Raw genomic sequence first — 20815 nt, 5'->3', positions numbered from 1 at the left:
ATTATACCATACACCGATATACACCGTGCATAAAAGTCATAGAATCCCGACGAAGAAAAAGCCCATTGAGCAGGGCGAATGTGGCCTGATCTATTCAACTATGCTGCAAAACTCGGGAGGATTTGAAGGTTCACGCCCGAGTGCCGGCTCTTTTGTCAAGGTGAGATTCCATATGGGAAAGCCGCCGGGGCGTCGGTGCCGGTTTCGAGGTGCCCCGCGCGCTGGGCCCACGCGGAACCTGATGTTGACCGCGCGTGCCCAGGCTGCCTGCTGGCGAGGCATCGGGTATAGTCTTGGAGAATGTGTGCGCGAGGGGGTTGCCGGATGCATTCCAACAGGCAGGCCCTTTGCTTTTCCAGAACGGTATGTGAGGCGGTTTTCATGCACGAGTACGACAGCTTCAACGAGGATGTCATCTGCGCGCTTGCTGGCGCGGTGGGTGAGGACGGTGTGGCGATGGTCGAGCCCATGAGCGCCCACACGACGTTCAAGATCGGCGGCCCGGCGGACGTCATGGTCATGCCGCGCTGTGTCGAAGCGGCGGCGAAGGCGCTGGATATCTGCGCCATCGCGGGCGTGCCTGTGACCGTTGTGGGCAACGGCAGCGATTTGCTTGTGGGCGATCGCGGTATCCGAGGCGTCGTGCTGCTTATGCGCGAGAACATCTCCCAGGTGCGCGTCGAGGGCACCCGTGTGGTGGCGCAGGCCGGAGCCCTGCTGCGAGACGTGGCGATTGCGGCGGCCGACGCGGGCCTGACCGGCATGGAGCCGCTTTGGGGCATTCCGGCGTCGGTGGGCGGCGCGTGCTTCATGAACGCGGGAGCTTACGACGGCACCACCGGCGACGTGCTGGAATCGGTTGTCGTCTATGTGCCGGGCGAGACCCTGCCGGACGGCTCGCGAGCCAAGGGCACGGTGAGAACGCTGGGACACGACGAGCTTGGCCTGGGATATCGCAAGAGCCGTGTGGCGTCTGATGGCCTTGTGGTTCTGGAGGCCACGTTTGTGTTGGCGCCGGGCAACGTCGCGCAGATTCGTGCAGCAATGGATGACTATCAGCGTCGCCGCGAGGAAAAGCAGCCGCTCGACATGCCGTCGGCGGGCTCGACCTTCAAACGGCCAGATGGCTATTTTGCCGGCAAGCTCATCATGGACGCGGGGATGCGCGGCGCTTCGGTGGGCGGGGCACAGGTGTCGACCAAGCATTGCGGCTTTGTGGTCAACACCGGAGGCGCCACCGCGGCCGACGTGCGCGCGCTTATCGAGCGGGTGCAGGGCGAGGTGCGCGACCAGTTTGGCGTCGAACTCGAGCCCGAGGTGCGCATGGTGGGCGAGTTCTAACGCGCCTATGCTCGGCCCGTCCGCCGCGTCGCGGCGCGGGCTGCGGCGACCTGTCCGGCCGCGCCGGCGCGCTTTAAGATGCCGTGAAGTCTGTGAGCTCCTGCCAGCGGGAGGTCTCGGCGGTCGAGTTGTCTCTCAGCACAAAGAACGCCGCCGTGTCGTCGTAGGCGTCGGCAAGCTGGGCGCCGTCGACGCTCCCGGCTACAAACAGCGTGGTCGAGAGCGCGTCTGCCTGGGTGGACGAGGGACAGCATACGGTTACGCTTGCCACGTCGGTCTCGACGGGCATGCCGGTGCGCGGGTCCAGAATGTGCCAGTACGTCACGCCGTCCAGGGTGAAGGTGCGCTCATAGAGTCCGCTTGTCACCAGCGAGCCGCCGTTGGTGCGCGTAGTGCCCACGACGGTCGAGCCGCCCGGATCGTTGGGGTCGCGGATGCCGGTCTCCCAGGGGGAGCCGTCCGGTTTGCTGCCAAAGTAGGCGATGTTGCCTCCCAGTGAGAGGGCGGCGCCTGTGGCCTGGGTCTCGTCGCCGAGCGTTTGGCAGAGGCGGTCTGCGATGTAGCCCTTGGCGATGCCTCCCAGATCCAGCTTGGCGGCGGGGTCGGCAAGGGTGATCGTGGGATGCTCGGGGTCGGTCGTGTCCACGGCGACGCCTTCCCAGTCGACATGCACGAGCGCTTCGGCAATCGCTTCATCTGTGGGGCGCACGCCCTCTTCGAAATCCCAGAGCGTCGACACGGCGCCGATGGTGATGTCGAAGCGCCCGTTTGCCTGCGCGCACCACGCGATCGCTTGCTGCACGATATCGGCGGTGTCGGGATCGACCTCGGTGGGGGCGCCGCCGGCGGCGTTGACGCGCGCTATATCGCTTTCGGGGTCGTACAGGTCGAAGAGCTTGTCGTAGCGGGCGCATTCCCGTGCAAGCAGGGCGGGGGCGGAGCTGTCGCCATAGACCGTGAAGGTGCAATAGGTATCGAACGCGAAGGTCGAACTCGTGGCTGGCTCGGCTGCGTCGTCTGCAGCTGTCGGCTTGTTTGAGGAACAGCCTGAGGCCAGAGCTGTCGAGCACAGCGCGCCTGCCAGCGCCGCGCCGCCGGCGAGGAGGCGCCTGCGAGAGATGGAACATGCGCTTAGGTCGGCTGTCTTGCTATCCACGGAGGCCTCCTTCGGGCACGGCTGCAAGCAGGGCGCGCACCAGCACGCCGATCGCCGCCCCGCACAGCACGCCCGCGACGGCAAGTACGGGGGCGTTTACTAGGGCGACCTGGGGAGACAGAAGCAAGGCGACCATAACGAGCTGCCCCGCGTTGTGCGCAACGCCGCCCAAGATCGAGGTCGCAATGGTCGAGAATGCCCCGCTTTTCCAGGCGAGCGCCATGACGGCCCACGAGAACACGCCGCCCGCAAGGCTGAAGACGAACATCTGCGGGTTGGCAAACAGGATGGTTGAACAGGCGACTTTTGCCAGCATAAGAAAAGCCGCCGGACGCACGCCCAGGCGCTCCAGTCCAAAGAGTACGACGACATTGCCCAGGCCGAGCTTCACGCCCGGGACAGTCACCGGCAGGGGAACGAGCACCTCGACGTAGCCGGCAACAAGGGCCAGTGCGGTGAGTGCACCGTAAAGGGCGGCACGTCTGGCCGGCGAAGTGGGAGGTGTCGGGCGGGTGTCAAGCATGCGCATCAGTATAGACGATGCCCGCGCCCGCGCCCGCGCTTTGGATGACGTCTGCTCGTCGACCGCCGTATCTGCCGTGCCGTGGGGCCATGCGCCGGTCAGTCGACGCAGCGCGATGCTATGGAGCCACGGTGGTCTGGCCGGCATCGGGCAAGTGCGTGCGCCGCGGGCACTCTAGTATGATAAAGTGCTACAGGCCGCGGGGTTGCAAGCTGGGCTTGCTCCTGCGAGATGGCGCGTGCCGTGGCCGCGCGGGCGTGCGGCCCGGATGCATCGCCCGCGTGGATGCGGGCTGCGCCTCGGAGCAACCATGCGCCGAATTTTACGAGAACGTGCCGCCGCTGTGGGTTTGTCAGCGGCGTCAGGGCTATAGGAAGGACTGCTATGAAGGCAACGCCATGGGGATTTCGCGACATCATGCCCGAGGAGGCCGCTGCGCGCGAGACCATCGCGGACACGGTGAAGGCGTGCTTCAGGGGCCGCGGCTATCTGCCGGTCGAGACGCCGCTTCTTGAGGACAAGGCGGTGCTCGAGGGCGGCGGCCGTGTGACCGATACCCCGTTCAAGCTTTTCGACGACGATGGGCGTTTGCTGGTGGTTCGGCCCGACAACACGCTTTCCATCGTGCGGCTGGTCACCTCGCGCATGCGTGGCGCGCAGCTGCCCATTCGACTGCGTTACGAGGCACCCGTCGTACGGCATCAGGCAAAGTTCGCGGGCGTGGCGCGCCAGTTCACCCAGTTGGGCTTTGAGCTCATTGGAGCGGGCGGCGCGGCGGGAGACGTCGAGATGGTGTCGCTCGTGGCACAGGTCTTGCAGGCGCTTGAGCTTCCGAGCTGGCGCATCGTGTGCGGCAGTGCCCGTCCGTTTACAGAGCTGCTTGCCCGCTGCGAGGACGACACCTTGGCGCATGACGCGCTTGCGCTCATTCATGCGAACGACCTCGTGGGGCTTGATGTGCGCGTGGCAGAAAGCGGTGTGGACGAGGGCGTGGCCCGTGCTATCTGTGAGCTGCCGCGCCTGCACGGCGGCATCGAGGTGCTCGACCGGGTGGACGAGCTCCTTGCGGCGGCAGGTGTGGGCGGCGGCGCGACCGATGAGCTGCGCTCGCTGGTGTCGGGTCTTGACGAGGCCGCGGGCGACGTGCTGCCCGCGCTTTCGTTTGATTTCTCGATCATGAACTCGTTCGACTACTACACCGGTCTTGTGTTCAAGGCATACGCGGGCGGTCTTACGGATTCCGTGGGCTCGGGCGGCCGCTACGATGCCATCTTTGACGGCGTGTTTGCCGAGGAGCCCCATGTGCCGGCAGCGGGCTTCGCCTTCTCGCTTGAGCGTCTTGAGTCCGCGCTGCAGGTCGTAGGGGAAGGGGCCGAAAAGGGTGTCGCGGTTCCATCAGCCGACGACCCGTCGCCGCTGCGTATCGCCGTGCCTAAGGGCTCGCTCAACGCCGGCACAATCGAGGTGCTCGAGCGCGCCGGGCTCGATGTCTCGGGCCTGCGCGACCCGGGTCGGCGTCTTATTATCCCTTCGCGCGACACGCGCGAAGGGGAGGGGGCTATCGGCCCTGTGGAGTACGTGATCGTGCGTGCGACCGATGCGCCGGCCTTCGTGGCGTGCGGTGGAGCCGACTGTGGCTTTTGCGGGCGCGACTCCCTCATCGAGGCCGATCTTGACCTCCTGCAGTTGGTGGACTTGGGCTACGGTGCCTGCCGCTTTATCGAGGCAGAGCCGGCGGGACAGGGCGATGCGACCGAGCGGGCATACGCGCGCCGCGGCGTGCTGCGCGTGGCAACCAAGTATCCGCGCATCGCGGGCGATTGGTATGCGAGTCGTGGCATCGCGGCCGATATCGTGTCGCTGCACGGCAATATCGAGCTGGGTCCCATCGTGGGCATGACCGACCGCATTGTGGACATCACGGCTACGGGAACGACGCTTCGCGAGAACAACCTTGTAATCACCGGCGAGATCATGGAGTGCACGGCTCGCTTCTTTGTGAATCCCGGCGCGGCGCGTCTGGATCCCCGCGTGCGCGAGCTTGGTGACCGCCTGGCTGCCGTGGTGGGTTAGCAGGGGCCGCGCATCGTGCGCTTCTGCCTCGAGTTGCGTGCCCCGTTTGTGAGTTGCGTGCACCGAATTCACGTTGCGTGCGCAGTTTAAAACTTGATAGAGGTTTTCGGCCATAATCACCTCCAAATGAGGGTGATTATGGCCGAATCGCGCTCGTAACTTTCATCAGACGCACGCAACTTCCGGCGGCCGCACGCAACTTTCGCCTCGCGCCCCTCCGCACGTAATCACACATAGAAACCGTTCGATACCTGCGCTTGTAACATGTCGGACACATGAGCGACCCCATCGTGTCGTCCGGTTGAGCGTAAGACTTTAGCATGATAAAGTAACCCCTGTGGACAGCTGGGCGCGCGGTGTCAAGACCGTGCGCCCTTTCGTGCTATAACGAACGTGTCGGGTGCATAAGCATCTCCGGCCAGCCTTCTCAGAAAGGGATATGCCATGAAGACCATCACCCTCGCTTCCGGCGAACGTCTGCAGGCTCCGCAGCTCACGCGCAAAGGCGTGCTGCCGGAGCATATCGTGGACGCCGCGCGAGGGATCGTTGCCGCTGTTCGTGAGCGCGGCGACGAGGCACTGCGCGGATACTGCCGCGACCTCGACGGTGTTGACCTGGAGACCTTTCGGCTGCCCGCCGAGGCGCTCGACCACGCCCTCGATCATGTAGACGACGCATTCCGCGCAGCGCTGGAAAAGGCCGCAGCGCAGATTCGCGACTTCCACGAACGCGAGGTGCAGCAGAGCTGGTTTACCACGCGTGCGGACGGCACGATGCTTGGCGTGAAGGTGACCCCGGTTGCCGCCGCGGGCATCTATGTGCCGGGAGGCCGCGCTCAGTATCCCTCGACCGTGCTGATGAATGCCGTCCCCGCGAAGGTGGCAGGCGTGCCGCGTATCGTCATGGTGACGCCGCCTCAGAAGGATGCCGACCCGGTGACGGGCGGCATTTCGCCCTATACGCTTGCGGCGGCAAAGGTCGCCGGCGTCGATGAGGTCTATACCGTGGGCGGCGCGCAGGCAGTGGCGGCGCTGGCCTATGGTACGGAGTCCGTCCCCAAGGTGGACAAGATTACGGGACCTGGCAACGCCTATGTCGCCGCGGCCAAGCAGATCGTCTCGGGCGATGTGGGCATCGATATGGTGGCTGGCCCCAGCGAGGTGTGCGTGCTTGCCGACGCCACGGCGAACCCCATGGTCGTTGCGGCCGACCTCATGGCCCAGGCCGAGCACGACCCGCTTGCTGCCTGCTACCTGGTTACCTGCGACGCCTCGTTTGCGGCCGAGGTCGAGCGCGGCATCGACCTGTTGGTGGCGCAGAGCCCGCGCGCAGAGATCACCCGCACATCGCTCGACAACGAGGGCACGATCGTCGTCGCGGCGGATCTTGATGCTGCCGTAGACGCGGTGAACACCATCGCTCCCGAGCACCTGGAGCTGCACTGCGCCGACGCGCTGGGCCTCCTGGGGTCTATCCGCAACGCCGGTGCCATCTTTGTGGGCGCCTGGAGCTCCGAGCCGCTGGGCGATTACGTCGCTGGTCCTAACCATACGCTGCCGACGGGCGGTACGGCGGTGTTCTCAAGCCCGCTTTCGGTGGATGACTTTATCAAGAAGTCCTCGGTTATCTGCTATACGCCGGCCGGCCTTCTGCGCGACGCTCCCGCCACGCAGACGCTGGCTCAGGGCGAGGGACTGTGGGCGCATGCCCTCTCGACGGCCCTGCGCCGCCGTGCCCTTGAGCAGGGCAAGAACGCAGTGAGCTACGAGGCCCTTGCCCAGACGGACCTCACGCAGGTAGCCTGGCCGAAAGACGATGCCGCAACGGTCGCGGCGGGTGCGTCGGGCAGCGCTTCCGCAGAGGTCGCAGGTGCGGCAGCGGCCGGTGTCAACGGACGGGAGGCGTAGCCATGGCTCAGCTCTCTGATCGCATGCGCGCGCTCGTGCAGCCGCATCTGGCGAGCATCGAGCCGTACGATCCGGCGTTCACGCCTACGCGCATCAACCTCTCGGCCAACGAAAACACCTATCCGTTGCCCCCGACGGTGCGCACCGCCATCGACGATGCGCTGTCTGCAACGCCGCTCAACCGCTATCCCGATCCCATGTCCAATCGCCTGCGCGACCTCATCGCCGCGCGCGGCGGCCACAGCCGTCAGCAGATCTGCGTGGGCAACGGCGGCGACGAGCTGCTGTTCAACTTCCTCATGGCCTTTGGCGGTCCGGGTCGCACGCTGCTCAACTGCCCGCCGGCCTTTAGCGAATACGAGTTTTTTGCCTCGGTCAATCAGACGCAGGTGGAGCGTGTTTGGCGCGATTCTGTGACCTTCGAACTTGATATGCCGCGCACGCTCGAGGCGGCCTCCCATGCCAACATGGTGATTCTCACCTCGCCCAACAACCCCACGGGTAATCTGGTGTCCGCTCAGGAGGTCGAGCAGGTGTGCGAGGCGTGCCCGGGCATGGTGATGGTCGACGAGGCCTATATCGAGTTTGCTGATCTCGGGTCTTCGGTCGAGGCCCTTCTTCCCAACCATCCCAACCTGGTGGTGCTGCATACGCTCTCGAAGGCGTTCGGCGAGGCAGGCGTACGCTGCGGCTATGTGGTGGCTGCCCACGACGTGATCGACGTGTTCGCGGCGGTGCGCCAAATCTATTCGGTCAACGTGCTCACGCAGGCGGCGGCAGAAGTCGCCATGCGTCTGGACGTCATGTTCGAACCGATTGTGCAGCAGATTCGCTCGGAGCGTGAGCGCATGTTCGCAGCTCTGCAGACATTGATAGAGGGGCTTGGCGCCGCGTCGGGCGAGCTCGCACCTGCCGTCTGGCCCAGCCAGGGCAACTTCCTGCTGCTACGCGTTCCCGGGGCGGCAGACGTTCGCACGCGCCTGCGCGACGAATATTCCATTTTGGCACGCGATTTCTCGGCTGCTCCCGGTCTTGCCGGATGTCTCCGCATCACCGTGGGTACCCCCCAGGAGAACGACGAGGTGCTGCGGGCACTCTCCCAGCTGCTGAAGGAGGAGCGTTCATGACGATCTACAAGAAGTCGACCGCCGTCAAAGCCGCAGAAGAAGCGGTCGCGGCCGCGGCGGAGGCGGGGACTGCCCCGCGCGTGGTCACCGTGCAGCGCACGACGGGCGAAACCGATATCACCCTTACCGTCAATCTGGATGGCGTGGGCGCCTGCGACATCAACACGGGCGTGCCGTTCTTCGACCACATGCTTAATGCGTTCGGTCGCCACGGTCTGTTTGACCTGCATATCGAGGCTCTGGGCGACACCGAGGTCGATGCGCACCACACCGTGGAGGATACCGGCATCGTGCTTGGCCAGGCCTTTGCACAGGCGCTGGGCGACAAGCGCGGCGTGACGCGGTTCGCCGACTGCACCGTGCCGCTGGACGAGGCGCTCGTGCAGGCGGTCGTGGACTTGTCGGGCCGTGGCCAGGCGTATTGCGACCTGCCGCTTCCCACCCCGCGCGTGGGTGATTTCGACACCGAGCTCGCGGTCGAGTTCTTCTATGCCTTCGCGCGCGATGCCCGCCTTACGCTGCACGTTCGCGAGCTTGCCGGCGCCAACAGCCATCACATCATCGAGGCGGCGTTCAAGGCCGCGGGCCGCGCCATGCGTTCGGCTTGCGAGCCCGATGCACGCGTGGTGGGCATTCCTTCAACCAAGGGAAGCCTGTAGGGACAAGACGAAGGGGCCGCGCGGAAAACGATGTGCGGCGGTTCTGGATGGCTCAAAACAACCTCGTCCCAGCATGAGCCACCGGGGCCGTCGATTGCGAGAGGAGCATCTATGGCGGCACAACCGCATATCGTGGTTATCGACTACCACAAGGGCAACCTTTCAAGCGTGGCCCGCGGCCTTGCGCGCGCTGGTGCCGAGGCACAGATCGCAGACGATCCCGCAGCCATTCGCGCCGCGGACGGCATGGTGCTGCCGGGCGTGGGGTCGTTCTACGATGCCATTGAGTTTATGCACGAGTCGGGTCAGGACCAAGCGGTGCTCGATGCGGTGCGCGATGGAGAAGGCGTTCCTTTCCTGGGGATTTGCCTGGGCGAGCAGCTGCTGTTTGACTGTGGCGAAGAGGGCGTCCCCGCCGATGCGCCCGTATGCGAGGTCTCCGGTCCGCGTGGCGAGGGGCTGGAGCCGGGCGATGTCTTCGAGGAGAACGGTCGGCGCTGGGTGCGCGGCCTGGGCCTTCTGGGCGGGTCGTGTACGGTGCTGCCGTCGCGTCGCCTCAAGGTTCCGCACGTTGGTTGGGACCAGGTGCATGTGACGCCTGCGGGCCGCGCCTGTCCGCTGCTTGTCGGGTTCAACGAGGGGGCGAACGCCTACTTCACGCATTCCTATGCGGTCGATGACGATGTCGATGCGACGCATGTCGCCGCTCAAACGCACTATGCGCGCAACTTCGCCTCGGTGGTGTGGCGCAGCAACGTGTTTGGCTGCCAGTTCCATCCCGAGAAATCATCCGCTCATGGTCACGATATCCTGCGGAATTTCGTCAACATCGCAAAGGCCTGGAAGGAGGAGACCGCATGATTCTGTTTCCCGCAATCGATTTGGTGGGCGGTCGCGTCGTGCGCCTGGAGCGTGGAGACCGTTCGCACATGAAGGTCTATTCGGACGATCCGGCCGCACAGGCCCGCGCATTTGCCGAACAGGGCGCGTCCTGGGTGCATGTGGTCGATCTGTCCTCCGCGCTTGAGGAGGACGAGGACGCTCGGGCCGCGAACCTTGCTGCCATTAAAGAGATTTGCCAGGTCGATGGCATCTCGGTTGATGTGGGTGGCGGCGTTCGGTCGCTTGCGCGCATCGACGAGCTTGCCGCCTTGGGCTGCAAACGCATTGCGCTGGGGACGGTGCTTGTGCTGGAGCCTGGATTCGCCGAGGTCGCTGCACGCGCTTTCGGAGACTTGCTAGTTGCCGATGTCGCCGCGCGCAACGGCGAGGTCAAGGTGAACGGCTGGCGTGACGACGTGGCGCGCAGCGCCCAGGACGTGGTGAGCGAGCTGGCGAGCCTGGGATTCCGCCATCTGGTGTTTACCGACATCGCGCGGGATGGCATGCAGACCGGTATCGATGTCGAGGCCTATCGACGCGTGGCGTCATGGGCGGGCTTTCCGGTGGTCGCCTCGGGCGGTGTCTCGTCGCTCGAAGACATCTCCGCGCTCGCCGCGGCCGGCCCGCAGGTCATCGAGGGCTGCATTACCGGCCGCGCTCTCTACGAGGGTGCGTTTAGTTTGACCGACGCGCTCGCCGCGGCGCGGGGAGGGGAGGCCTGATGCTCACCAAGCGCGTGATTCCCTGTTTGGATGTGAAGAACGGCCGCGTGGTCAAGGGCGTGAACTTCGTGTCCCTACGCGACGCCGGCGACCCGGTGGAGCTCGCGGCGGCATATGACCGCGAAGGCGCCGACGAGGTCGTGTTCCTGGACATCACCGCGACGAGCGACAACCGCGCGACGACCATCGGCATGGCGGCGCGCGCGGCCGAGGAGCTCTCGATTCCCTATACCGTGGGCGGCGGCTTCCGCGATCTGACGGGCATGCGGGCAATGGTGGCGGCCGGCGCCGACAAGGTGTCGCTCAACTCGGCGGCGGTTAAGGATCCGTCGCTCATCACGCGGGCGGCTGCGGCGTTTGGCACCCAGGCCGTCATCTGCGCGATTGACGCCAAGCGTGTGGGTGAGCCGGGGGCTCCGGGGGCGGATCGCTGGGAGGTCTATACCGCAGGCGGTCGTACGCCAACGGGCATCGACGCGGTCGCATGGGCCGAAGAGGCGGCGCGCCGCGGCGCCGGCGAGATCCTGCTCACGAGCATGGACCGCGACGGTACCAAGGAGGGCTTCGACCTGGCGCTCACGCGGGCGGTGGCCCGCGCGGTGAGCATCCCCGTCATCGCGTCCGGTGGCGTGGGCACGCTCGAACATTTTGCCGAGGGCATCATCGAGGGTGAAGCCGACGCCGTGCTCGCCGCGAGCGTGTTCCACTTTGGAACGTTCAGCATCCGGCAGGTGAAGGAGTACATGGCCGCACAAGGCATCCCCACTCGGTTGGACTTTTAGGGCTGCGGGCGCTCCAGGCACCCGACCTTGCCGCTCACTCGTCGGGCGCCGCACGCTAGGCGTGCGCCCTCCTCGTTCGTGGCAATCTCGGGCACCTGGAGCGCCCTCGCCGACCTGAAGGGGCGTCTGAGTTGCCATTAGTTGCCATTGGGGACGGGTACGTTTGGCGACCGGCCTGCACTCGGCGATTGCAACGCAGAGGTTGTTCCCCCTTCGTTCAGGTCGATCTGCGACATCTGGAACGCTCTTGTCGACATGCGGACGTTCCAGCTGTCGCGCTCATCGGGCGCCATATGCCAGGCGTGTGGTATGCATCCTTGCTACATTTCAGTGCACGAAAGGATCAATATGGATATCGACGACCTCAAATTTGACGACAGAGGGCTCATCCCTGCGGTGGTGCAGCAGTACGACACGGGCGAGGTGCTCATGGTGGCGTGGATGAACGCCGAGTCGCTGCGCCTTACGCAGGAGACGGGAACCACCTGGTTTTGGAGTCGCAGCCGTCAGGAGCTCTGGAACAAGGGCGCCACGAGCGGCAACATGCAGCAGGTTCACGAGATTCTCGTCGACTGCGACGCAGACACGCTGCTTGTGAAGGTCGACTCACCCGGCCCCGCCTGCCATACGGGCGCGCGCAGCTGCTTTTTCCGCAGCTTGTAGGGCAGGTGGCTTTCCGGGGCAACCCAGGATAGCGTTCGCGAGGCAACATTACATACAAGGAAGGAATGCGATGGGAGAGCGAACCGCAAACGTGCAGAACGGCGACATCGGGGCAACGATGCGCGGGCTGGCCGAGGTCATCCATGGTCGCCGAGACGCCTCGCCCGAGACGAGCTATACCGCGCGACTGCTTCAGGGCAAGGAGGATAGCCTGCTCAAAAAGGTCACCGAGGAGGCGACCGAGGTCGTGATGGCCTGCAAGGACAACGACCACGACCATATTCGGTACGAGGCAGCCGATCTTGTTTATCACCTGCTTGTAACGCTCGAGCGCTACGGCGTCACCGTAGAGGAGCTTGCCGGCGAGCTCGACGCGCGGCATCGGTAGCCGGACGTCGGCTGCCCCGTACGCGCGGACGTCGACGCCGCGCCCCTGATGCCGGCACGACGGCCCAGCCCTGCGGCATCCTGCTGGCGCAAGCCCTGACATCGCGCGCTGTAGAGCGTGTAGACATTTCTGCACGACATGATTGACCTGCGAAAATGAGCTGAAAAATCATGCAGGGTGTCGACAGCGGCAAGACGGCGCACGGGGCATACTTCATGTAGACAGCTTGGTTGTACGCCAAGGCCTCGCGAGGGAAAGGAGCATCCCATGGTTCCGATGGGGTTCGAGTGGATCGTGATAGCGTCTGTTCTGCTGTCTGTTCTGCTGCGTGTGGTCCTGCCCGTTGCGGTGGTCGTCGCGGTCATCGTATTCGTAGTTCATCGAGTGCGAAAGGGCGGGCAGACGTCGCAGCCAGGCTCTGGAGACTCGACCGTAGAAGCGGCGAATCAGGGCGACCCGGGGCATCGCGAGGGGCCCACGACATCACGGTCAGGCATCGATTCTGTGGCTAGAGCGCGTATCGATGCGTTTTTGGGCACGCATAATCTTACCGACCGCGAGCGCGACATCCTGCTTTCCGTCTATGCCGGCAAGACCCAGGCACAAATCGCCGACGAGCTGTTTTTGTCACGCTCGACGGTGGGCACGTACTGCACCCGTGCATACGAAAAGCTTGGGGTGGAGACCAAGGAAGAGGCCGTCGCAACGCTCGACGGCGTGGCTTCCGGACAGGTGTGATGCGCCCGACTTCGATCGTGGTTCTCGGCCGCGGGGCCAGGTCACAGGCATCATCTGCCTACGCCGGCGGCGCGGCCGCTGCCCTTCGACGGCCACCGAGCAATACCTTCCCGTAGATCTCCTCGCCAGGGGTTTCGGCTACCATAGGGACCACCGACCCCGACGAGAGGATGGCGACCATGGCCGAGCAGATTCTGTTCGTTGAATATCCCAAGTGCACGACGTGCAAGAAGGCGAAGAAGTGGCTGGACGAGCACGGTATCGACTACATCGATCGCCATATCGTCGAGGATAATCCCACCGCCGATGAGCTCGCCGACTGGCAGGGGCGGTCGGGCTTGCCCGTGCGCCGGTTCTTTAACACGAGTGGCATGAAATATCGCGAGCTGGGCGTCAAGGCTAGGCTCGACGCCGGTATGACCGACGCAGAGGCCTTTGAGCTGCTGGCAACCGACGGCATGCTGGTCAAGCGCCCTATCGTGGTCGCTGGCAACACGGTGCTCGTAGGATTTAAAGAGGCCGCATGGGAAGAGGCGCTGCTCTAAGTCTTTGGACGGTGAGACCTTCGGGTCTCGCGTTGCCCTGTGGTGCGTTGCTACTGAAAAAGCTGAGACATGCTTGCGATTTGGGAGACGAAAATCGCCACGACGATGAGATACACGGCGATGATGAGCGCGCCGAGTATGATGCCGATAATCGCAAGCGCGCGTTGACGTGCGTGCCGCACAAGCGCTGCGATACCCACAATGATTGCGCAGGCAGCGAGGACGATCGCCAGCATCAGTTGCCATTGCACCCATATGCCCACGATAACGGCGAGCACGCCCAGCACCGCTGCGGCGATGGACAGGGCGGGTCCCGTCTGCTGCGCGGGGCGCGCATGACGTCGGCCCTGGTTGGCAGGGGTTCTGTTCGTCTGTGTCGCCATGGTCGCCGTCCTTTCGATGCTGCCTTGGGCAAGGGCGTCTGCTCGTACGAAGGAGAAGCATAGCAGGCTTGCGTGGCGATGGTGCGCAGCCGCTATGAATTCCGCGTCTCGTAACGTGACCTCGAGTGCGCTCCATGTGGTAGCTTCTTGCTTCGGAAGGGGGAATTGGAATGGAGGCTTCTGATCTTGAGGCGCTTGCGCGAGCCGTCGCTGCAGGCGAGCTCTCTCCGCATGAATTGGTTGAGCGCGTGCATCTGGACGCCGTGACCGACCTGGGGTTCGCGCAGGTAGACAATGAGCGCGGAGTGCGCACGGGCGTCTCTGAGGTCATCTATGGCGCGGGCAAGACGGCCGAGCAGATTGCCGGCATCGTGCACGCCATGGAGGCAGCCGGTCAGCGCCGAGTTCTGATTACCCGACTCGACCAGCACAAGGCGGACGACCTTGCTGCCGCAGGATGCACATTTGCCTACGATGCCGATGCGCGCGCCGGCGTGGTGGGCGAGCTGCCCGAGCCGGATGGCAACGGGGAGATCCTGGTGCTCACGGCCGGCACGAGCGATTACGCGGTGGCGGCCGAGGCTGTACTCACAGCTCGGTTCTTGGGCAATCGCGTGACGCTGGTGAGCGATGCGGGCGTGGCGGGCATCCACAGGCTTCTGCGCCACGCCGACAAGATTGCTCGCGCCCAGGTGATCATCGCGGTAGCCGGCATGGAAGGCGCGCTGCCCAGCGTGGTGGGTGGCTTGGCCAGCTGTCCGGTGATTGCGGTGCCAACAAGCGTGGGCTACGGCGCCAACCTCGACGGCCTTACAACGCTGCTCGCCATGGTGAACAGCTGCGCGAGCGGGGTCTCGGTCGTGAACATCGACAACGGATTCGGGGCGGCGTATCAGGCGTCGTTGATCAATCATCTGCCGGGAAAGGCGACGCGCTAGGCTCGCATGCCGGTGCAGGCTTGTTTTCGGGGTCTTGATTGCATGCGAGCTTGACTTGGAGCGTGCTCTACCGGGTAGAGTTACGCCGGAACAACTGGCGCCGACGGACCGGTGCGCGGAGATACAGGGCAAGGGGACGCAATGGGTAAGACGCTCTATCTTGATTGTGCAAACGGTATCAGCGGCGACATGACCGTCGCGGCGCTGCTCGACTTGGGCGCCAATGAGGCTCGGCTACGCGATGCCTTGGCGAGTTTGCCTGTCGATGGATATCGGGTACAGGTGGGGCGCGTTGCCAAGGCGGGCATCGACTGCTGCGACTTCGACGTGGTGCTTGATGCTGCGCATGAGAACCACGACCACGATATGGCCTATCTGCATGGTGACGGCGCGGACCATGTGGAGGAGCATCTTCACGAGCACGAGCACGAGCACGAGCACGAGCACGAGCACGAGCACGAGCACGAGCACGAGCACGAGCACGAGCACGAGCACGGCCACCACCATGGTCACGGCGACGAGGCCCATGGTCACCACCATGGTCATGACGGGCACGCGCATCACCACGGGCACTCCCATAGTGGCCACCATCATCACGAGCATCGCGGCCCGGCGGACCTCGACCGCATCATCGACGCGGGGCAGTTGGCCCCGCGGGCGCGCGACCTCGCGCATCGCATAGTCGATATTCTGGCGCATGCCGAGGCCAAGGCGCATGGCGTCGCGCTCGACGAGGTGCATTTCCACGAGGTCGGCGCCGTCGACTCGATCGTGGACATCGTGTCTGTCGCTGTGTGCCTCGACGACCTGGATGTCACGCGCGTGATCGTGCCCCGGCTTGTGGACGGGCGCGGCACCATCCGCTGCCAGCACGGCATCATTCCCGTTCCGGTGCCGGCGACACTCAACATCGTGGAAGCTCACGGGCTGCCTTTGTCCATCTGCGACGTCGAAGGGGAGCTCGTCACGCCCACCGGGGCGGCTATCGTGGCTGCCGTCAAGGCCGAGCGCGACCTGCCCGAGCGCTTCTGTGTGGTGCGCACGGGTCTGGGGGCCGGCAAGCGCACCTACGAGCGGCCGAGCATTCTGCGAGCGATGATCATCGAGGAGCTTCCCGCAATGTCGGCGGATGTCGCTACGGCGACCCGGAACGCCGACGCAGCCTCCCTCTCTGCAGGTGCTTCGACCTCGGCCCCTGCAAACTTTTCGGCGTCTGCCCCCGCCCCGACGAATGCGTCTGCCGCGAGCGGCCCCGAAGACACTCCGACGATCGGCGCCGACGCCCCGACGCGTATCGTGCGCCTCGAATGCGACATCGACGACGCTACGGGCGAGCTGCTCGCCTATGCCGCCGACCGCATCCGCGAGGCGGGCGCGCGTGAGGTGCACTGGGTGCCCATCTTTGCCAAGAAAGGGCGCCCCGCCTGGCAGCTGCAGGCGGTAGCGGCGGAGGCCGACGTTGAGGCGGTCGAGCGCACCATCTTTACCGAGACCACGACGATCGGCGTGCGTCGCTGGCCCTGCGACCGCACGGTGCTGGCCCGCGAGACGTGCGTGCTCGAGACGCCGTGGGGGCAGGTGCGCGCCAAGCGCGTCGTGCTGCCGGACGGTTCGACCCGCACCAAGCCCGAGTTCGCCGACTGCGCCGCCATCGCGCGTCGTGAGAATGTGCCGCTTCGGCTTGTCACGGACGAGGCGCGCCGTTCCGCGCGATAATCGTCGAGGAGCGCATGTAGGCTAACGAGAAGGGGCGGTTGCTATGGAAACCATGCAGCGGGCGTTTCGCGCGCTCAGCGTGCTCGCGTTGGTGGGAGGCATCGACCTTGCCATCACCGCGTGGGTCCTGGCAACCTCGGAGGGTATGGAGTTCGAGCCGCTCCAAGTGCTTACCATGGCGCTCTGTGTGTTCTTCTCGGTGCTCTTGGGCGTGCTGGGGCTTGTCTTTGCCGGCGCGCCGCGCAAGCTGACTCGTCTCTATCTGCCCACGATGCTTGCCATCTGGGCGAATGCGGGCAACGTACTGCTGCTTGCGCTTAATGGCGAAGGCGTGGCGTCGGTGGTGATCAACGCGGCGATCGTGGTCGCCTATGCCTATGTCGCCAACCAGCTAAAAAAGAGCTCCCAGGTCTGAGCCGTCTCGATTGGCGGCAGGTATAATGGCGCCAATTCGCCTCGATGGCCAGTGCACTGCCGCACCGCGATGCTGCGGCACGAAAGATGGGAGGAGCCATGTCTCGGGCGCAGAAGCAGCTCAAGGCTCTCAGCATCGTCATGGTGCTGTTGGGCGTGTTTTTTGTTGCGTTCACGTTGGTGCACTTCGCGTTTGCTGCAAATGACCCGGCCGTGGTGCTTTTGGCTCTTGCGGCGCTGCTCACTTTCTTTGACATCATGTTGAGCGTCATGGGCATAGGAGCCGCGAACGTCCCTGTTCGGGCAGGCAAGATATTGCCCATTTTGCTTGTGGCGCTTCTGGTGAATCTCGCCGCCGCCATCTACTACTTGTCTCTGCCGGGTACCTGGCCGCCCGTCGTGGTCAACGCTGTCGTCACGTCGCTCTTTGCCGGAGCGGCCCGAGCGGTGTATCGAGAGGCGCTGCAGTAGACAACGCTGCGTCTTTCGCCGCAGGATACGGGCCTTCTGCACTTCTATTGAAAGGAAACCTCCATGAAGATCCTCATCGCATCCGATATTCACGGGTCGGCCTTCTGGGCCGGTCGCCTTATGGACGCCATCGATGCCGAGGCGCCTGATCGTGTCGTGCTGCTGGGCGACTTGCTCTATCATGGCCCGCGCAACGACCTGCCGCGCGACTACGCCCCCAAGCAGGTGATCCCTATGCTCAACGATCTTGCGGCAACGGGTCGGCTCGTTGCGGTGCGCGGCAACTGCGAGGCCGAGGTGGACCAGATGGTCCTGTCCTTCCCCTGTATGGCGGACTATTCCGTGGTTATAGACGATGCCGGGCGCGAGCTCTTCTTGACCCATGGACACATCTTTGGCGCTGGTTTTCACAATAGCGTCGACAACCTTCCTGCTCTGCCGGAAGGCTCTGCCATCGTCTATGGACACACGCACGTGAAGGTCAACGAGCCCGTTCCGGGAGCGCCGGGTATCTGGGCGTTCAATCCCGGCAGCGTCTCGATTCCCAAAGATGGCACGCACAGCTATGGCATCTACGAAAGCGGCCTGCCGGTTGCCGAGGCGTTCCGTCGCGTGGTGCTTGAGGAGGCGTAGGACCATGGCAGAAGAGAAGTCCTGTCAAGCCGCTCCGGAGGGCGCGGGCGGCGAGGTCGTCCGCGACCGCTCGACGCGAGCCGATGCGCGCGACTCGTTCGACGCGCTTGTCGAGACCATCTGGCGCCTCCGCCAGCCCGACGGCTGCCCGTGGGACCGGAAGCAGACGCATGCGTCCATCGCCAAGAACATGGTCGAGGAGGCCTACGAGGCGGTCGACTGCATCGAGGCCGAGGACGCACCGCATCTGTGCGAAGAGCTGGGCGATGTGCTGATGCAGGTTTTGCTGCACGCACAGATTGCCGCCGATGCGGGCGACTTCACGATTGACGACGTGGTGCGCGGACTCAACGAGAAGCTCGTCCGTCGCCACCCGCACGTGTTTGGCGAGCATGCCGCCGCTGCAGATGCCGACGAGGTCCTGGGCATCTGGGACGCGGTGAAGCTTTCCGAGAAGGCCGGGCGCGATGCCGCCGCTGCCGATGCCCACGAGCGTCCCTCGGGCCTGCTCGACGGCGTGCCCCGTGCCCTGCCGGCGCTGATGGAAGCGCAGAAGGTGTCGCGGAAGGCTGCCGCGGTGGGTTTTGAATGGGAGACCGTCGAGGACGTGTGGAATCAGGTCGCTTCCGAGCGGGCGGAGTTCGAGCGTGAGGTGCCGGGATCCGATGCGCGCGAGCTGGAGTTTGGCGACATGTTGTTCGCGCTTGTGAACGTGGCGCGCAAAGAGGGCATCGATGCCGAGAGCGCTCTGCGCGCGAGCACGGCCAAGTTCCGTCGGCGCTGGGAAGGCGTCGAAGGCTTGGCGTGGGATCGAGGGTCCTCGGTCGAGGAACTTTCGACCGAGGAGCTCAACCGCCTGTGGGACGAGGTCAAGGCTGACGAATAGCCCATCCGGGCAGCGGTTTTCGCTGCCTCCCGCTTGGCGGTTTGGCGTACTGGGCTTGCTGGTATGCCCTGTTCCTCTCGTTTCGTGCCATCGGCCCGTGACTCCAAAATCTCCAAGATCTCGTGCTAGCTCGCCGGTAAATCGGGCATACTCTAAAAAGTTTGCTTTGGGTAACCTATGCCCGGGCAGAAAACTCGAGGAGAGAGAGGACTCGGAATGAGTGAGATTCTGGACGTCTATGGCCGCGAGGTGCTCGATTCGCGCGGCAATCCCACGGTTGAGGTCGAGGTCGTGCTCGACGACGGGTCGTTTGGCCGCGCCATGGTCCCCTCCGGAGCGTCGACGGGCGCTTTTGAGGCCGTCGAGCTGCGCGACGGCGACAAGGACCGTTACCTGGGCAAGGGCGTGACCCGCGCCGTCGACCATGTGAACAAGGAGTGCGCCGACGCCGTCATCGGTATGGACGCCTTCGACCAGCGCGCCGTGGACGCTGCCCTCATCGCGGCGGACGGTACGGCCAACAAGGGCAACCTGGGCGCCAACGCCATTCTGGGCGTCTCGCTTGCTGTGGCGCGCGCGGCGGCGCAGTCCGCGGGGCTCGAGCTCTATAGCTACCTGGGCGGCGTGAACGGCCATACCCTGCCTACGCCCATGATGAACATCCTGAACGGCGGCGTGCATGCCGACAACAACGTCGACTTCCAGGAGTTCATGATCATGCCGGTGGGCGCTCCCACGTTTACCGAGGGTCTGCGCTGGTGCGCGGAGGTCTACCATACGCTCAAGAGCGTCCTCAAGGAGTCCGGCCATGCAACCGGCGTGGGCGACGAAGGCGGTTTCGCGCCCGACTTGGCTACCAACGAGGAGCCGCTGCAGTATATCGTCAAGGCGATTGAGGCGGCGGGCTATAAGCCTGGCGACGACTTCAAGATCGCCATGGACCCCGCGACGACCGAGCTCTACGACGCCGAGCGCGGCGTGTATGTCCTTGCCGGCGAGGGGCGCGAGCTTACGACCGACGAGATGATCGACTACTGGGCGGCGCTCGTGGAGAAGTATCCCATCATCTCTATCGAGGACGGCCTTGCCGAGGAGGATTGGGACGGTTGGGTCAAGCTCACCGAGCGCCTGGGCAAGAAGGTCCAGCTTGTGGGCGACGACCTCTTCGTCACCAACACCGAGCGCCTGAAGAAGGGCATCGAGCTTGGAGCTGCCAACGCCATCCTGGTGAAGGTGAACCAGATCGGCACGCTCACCGAGTCGCTGGAAGCGATTGAGATGGCTAAGCGTGCGGGGTACGCCTGTGTCGTGAGCCACCGTTCGGGCGAGACCGAAGATTCCACCATCGCTGACCTTGCTGTAGCCACCAACGCCGGCCAGATTAAGACCGGCGCTCCGTGCCGCAGCGACCGCATCGCCAAGTACAACCAGCTCATCCGTATCGAGGACGGGCTGTATACCTCGGCCGAGTACGCCGGGGCAAACGCGTTCTACAACCTGAGGTAGAGCGCGCAGGCGGTGCCGGCCGGCTTGCGCCCTGCGGACGCGGAGCCCGCCTGAGCTTGCGGTATCCATAATCATGCGGGCCGGCAGGTTGACACGCGTCGCCTGCCGGCCCGTTGTTTGCGCTGGTCGTTTTAGGTTTTCGGGTGTTGGGGAGGCTTGCAGGACGCCGCGCGCCGCCGTCTTGAGCTCGCGCGTGATTGCAACATGTGCAAACCCTGCACAACTGGTTTTGGCGCACATGGTATAACCTGACTTTTGCAGCTGAAAAAGACCGTTTGCCATGCATGGGCTGGGTAAACGGTCTTGTTTTCAGTGACATCTTTGTTGGTGCACAACTTCTTAGGATCTTGTCTTTCTCACA

The 20815-nt window shown here is 64.5% G+C and carries 22 protein-coding genes; 19 read left to right on the top strand and 3 right to left on the bottom strand.

Annotation, left to right across the window (positions count from 1 at the left end; translation table 11 throughout):
* Positions 1-381 precede the first annotated feature (381 nt).
* On the top strand, positions 382-1341 hold the full coding sequence (gene murB, locus B5F33_RS10265; RefSeq protein ID WP_087411725.1) for a UDP-N-acetylmuramate dehydrogenase: 960 nt from the start codon (positions 382-384) through the stop codon (positions 1339-1341).
* A gap of 73 nt (positions 1342-1414) precedes the next feature.
* On the opposite strand, the gene B5F33_RS10260 is transcribed toward murB, so the two are convergent.
* Together B5F33_RS10260 and B5F33_RS10255 are read right to left on the bottom strand one after the other, a co-directional pair.
* Entirely contained in the window at positions 1415-2497 is a 1083-nt protein-coding gene (locus B5F33_RS10260) for an FAD:protein FMN transferase (RefSeq protein WP_087411724.1), read from the bottom strand.
* Entirely contained in the window at positions 2490-3020 is a 531-nt protein-coding gene (locus B5F33_RS10255) for a Gx transporter family protein (protein ID WP_239285048.1), read from the bottom strand. Before B5F33_RS10255 ends, B5F33_RS10260 begins: the two co-directional genes overlap by 8 nt.
* Positions 3021-3404: 384 nt before the next feature.
* Between B5F33_RS10255 and hisG the strand changes: the two genes are divergently transcribed.
* From hisG to B5F33_RS10200, 11 genes are all read left to right on the top strand, one after another.
* Entirely contained in the window at positions 3405-5093 is a 1689-nt protein-coding gene (hisG, locus tag B5F33_RS10250; protein ID WP_087411722.1) for an ATP phosphoribosyltransferase, read from the top strand.
* Between the two features lie 444 nt (positions 5094-5537).
* Positions 5538-7001: a histidinol dehydrogenase gene (gene hisD / locus B5F33_RS10245; protein WP_087411721.1), complete on the top strand. Its 1464-nt coding sequence runs from the start codon at positions 5538-5540 to the stop codon at positions 6999-7001.
* Positions 7002-7003: 2 nt separating this feature from the next.
* Positions 7004-8128, top strand: coding sequence for a histidinol-phosphate transaminase (gene hisC, locus B5F33_RS10240; protein WP_087411720.1), 1125 nt, complete (start codon positions 7004-7006; stop codon positions 8126-8128).
* Entirely contained in the window at positions 8125-8787 is a 663-nt protein-coding gene (hisB, locus tag B5F33_RS10235) for an imidazoleglycerol-phosphate dehydratase HisB (protein ID WP_087411719.1), read from the top strand. Before hisC ends, hisB begins: the two co-directional genes overlap by 4 nt.
* 111 nt (positions 8788-8898) lie before the next feature.
* On the top strand, positions 8899-9648 hold the full coding sequence (locus B5F33_RS10230) for an imidazole glycerol phosphate synthase subunit HisH (RefSeq protein WP_087411718.1): 750 nt from the start codon (positions 8899-8901) through the stop codon (positions 9646-9648).
* Positions 9645-10391, top strand: a complete 747-nt coding sequence (locus B5F33_RS10225) for a HisA/HisF-related TIM barrel protein (RefSeq protein WP_087411717.1) — start codon at positions 9645-9647, stop codon at positions 10389-10391. Before B5F33_RS10230 ends, B5F33_RS10225 begins: the two co-directional genes overlap by 4 nt.
* Positions 10388-11173, top strand: coding sequence for an imidazole glycerol phosphate synthase subunit HisF (gene hisF, locus B5F33_RS10220; protein ID WP_204214518.1), 786 nt, complete (start codon positions 10388-10390; stop codon positions 11171-11173). Before B5F33_RS10225 ends, hisF begins: the two co-directional genes overlap by 4 nt.
* 348 nt (positions 11174-11521) lie before the next feature.
* Positions 11522-11836 carry a phosphoribosyl-AMP cyclohydrolase gene (hisI, locus tag B5F33_RS10215; protein ID WP_087411715.1) on the top strand — a complete coding sequence of 105 codons (315 nt, stop codon included), beginning with the start codon at positions 11522-11524 and terminating at the stop codon, positions 11834-11836.
* 70 nt (positions 11837-11906) lie between these two features.
* Positions 11907-12224 carry a phosphoribosyl-ATP diphosphatase gene (hisE, locus tag B5F33_RS10210; RefSeq protein WP_087411714.1) on the top strand — a complete coding sequence of 106 codons (318 nt, stop codon included), beginning with the start codon at positions 11907-11909 and terminating at the stop codon, positions 12222-12224.
* 267 nt (positions 12225-12491) lie between these two features.
* Positions 12492-12962 (top strand): helix-turn-helix transcriptional regulator, encoded by a 471-nt coding sequence (locus B5F33_RS10205; protein WP_087411713.1) that lies wholly within the window; start codon positions 12492-12494, stop codon positions 12960-12962.
* Between the two features lie 179 nt (positions 12963-13141).
* Entirely contained in the window at positions 13142-13507 is a 366-nt protein-coding gene (locus B5F33_RS10200; protein ID WP_087411712.1) for an arsenate reductase family protein, read from the top strand.
* Positions 13508-13557: 50 nt separating this feature from the next.
* Here B5F33_RS10200 and B5F33_RS10195 read toward each other — a convergent pair whose 3' ends face one another.
* On the bottom strand, positions 13558-13890 hold the full coding sequence (locus B5F33_RS10195) for a hypothetical protein (protein ID WP_087411711.1): 333 nt from the start codon (positions 13888-13890) through the stop codon (positions 13558-13560).
* A gap of 170 nt (positions 13891-14060) precedes the next feature.
* Here B5F33_RS10195 and larB point away from each other — a divergent pair, with 170 nt between their 5' ends.
* The 7 genes from larB to eno all read left to right on the top strand — a co-directional run bounded on the left by larB (position 14061) and on the right by eno (position 20454).
* Entirely contained in the window at positions 14061-14828 is a 768-nt protein-coding gene (gene larB / locus B5F33_RS10190) for a nickel pincer cofactor biosynthesis protein LarB (RefSeq protein WP_087411710.1), read from the top strand.
* Positions 14829-14969: 141 nt separating this feature from the next.
* Entirely contained in the window at positions 14970-16544 is a 1575-nt protein-coding gene (locus B5F33_RS10185; RefSeq protein ID WP_087411709.1) for a LarC family nickel insertion protein, read from the top strand.
* A gap of 43 nt (positions 16545-16587) precedes the next feature.
* On the top strand, positions 16588-16959 hold the full coding sequence (locus tag B5F33_RS10180) for a hypothetical protein (protein WP_087411708.1): 372 nt from the start codon (positions 16588-16590) through the stop codon (positions 16957-16959).
* Positions 16960-17057: 98 nt separating this feature from the next.
* Complete coding sequence (locus B5F33_RS10175; RefSeq protein ID WP_087411707.1) at positions 17058-17429, top strand: hypothetical protein; 372 nt, start codon at positions 17058-17060, stop codon at positions 17427-17429.
* A 63-nt stretch (positions 17430-17492) separates the two neighbouring features.
* Positions 17493-18062 (top strand): phosphodiesterase, encoded by a 570-nt coding sequence (yfcE, locus tag B5F33_RS10170; RefSeq protein WP_087411706.1) that lies wholly within the window; start codon positions 17493-17495, stop codon positions 18060-18062.
* Between the two features lie 4 nt (positions 18063-18066).
* The gene (mazG, locus tag B5F33_RS10165) at positions 18067-18948 is read left to right on the top strand and encodes a nucleoside triphosphate pyrophosphohydrolase (protein ID WP_087411705.1); all 882 of its coding nucleotides are present in this window, start codon (positions 18067-18069) and stop codon (positions 18946-18948) included.
* 216 nt (positions 18949-19164) lie between these two features.
* On the top strand, positions 19165-20454 hold the full coding sequence (gene eno, locus B5F33_RS10160; RefSeq protein ID WP_087411704.1) for a phosphopyruvate hydratase: 1290 nt from the start codon (positions 19165-19167) through the stop codon (positions 20452-20454).
* The last annotated feature ends 361 nt before the right edge of the window (positions 20455-20815 follow it).

This window comes from Collinsella sp. An2 (genome assembly GCF_002160065.1).
Taxonomy (GTDB): Bacteria; Actinomycetota; Coriobacteriia; order Coriobacteriales; family Coriobacteriaceae; genus Limicola.
The sequence above is the reverse complement of the archived record's forward strand: the minus strand, read 5'-3'. Positions and strand labels throughout refer to the sequence as shown.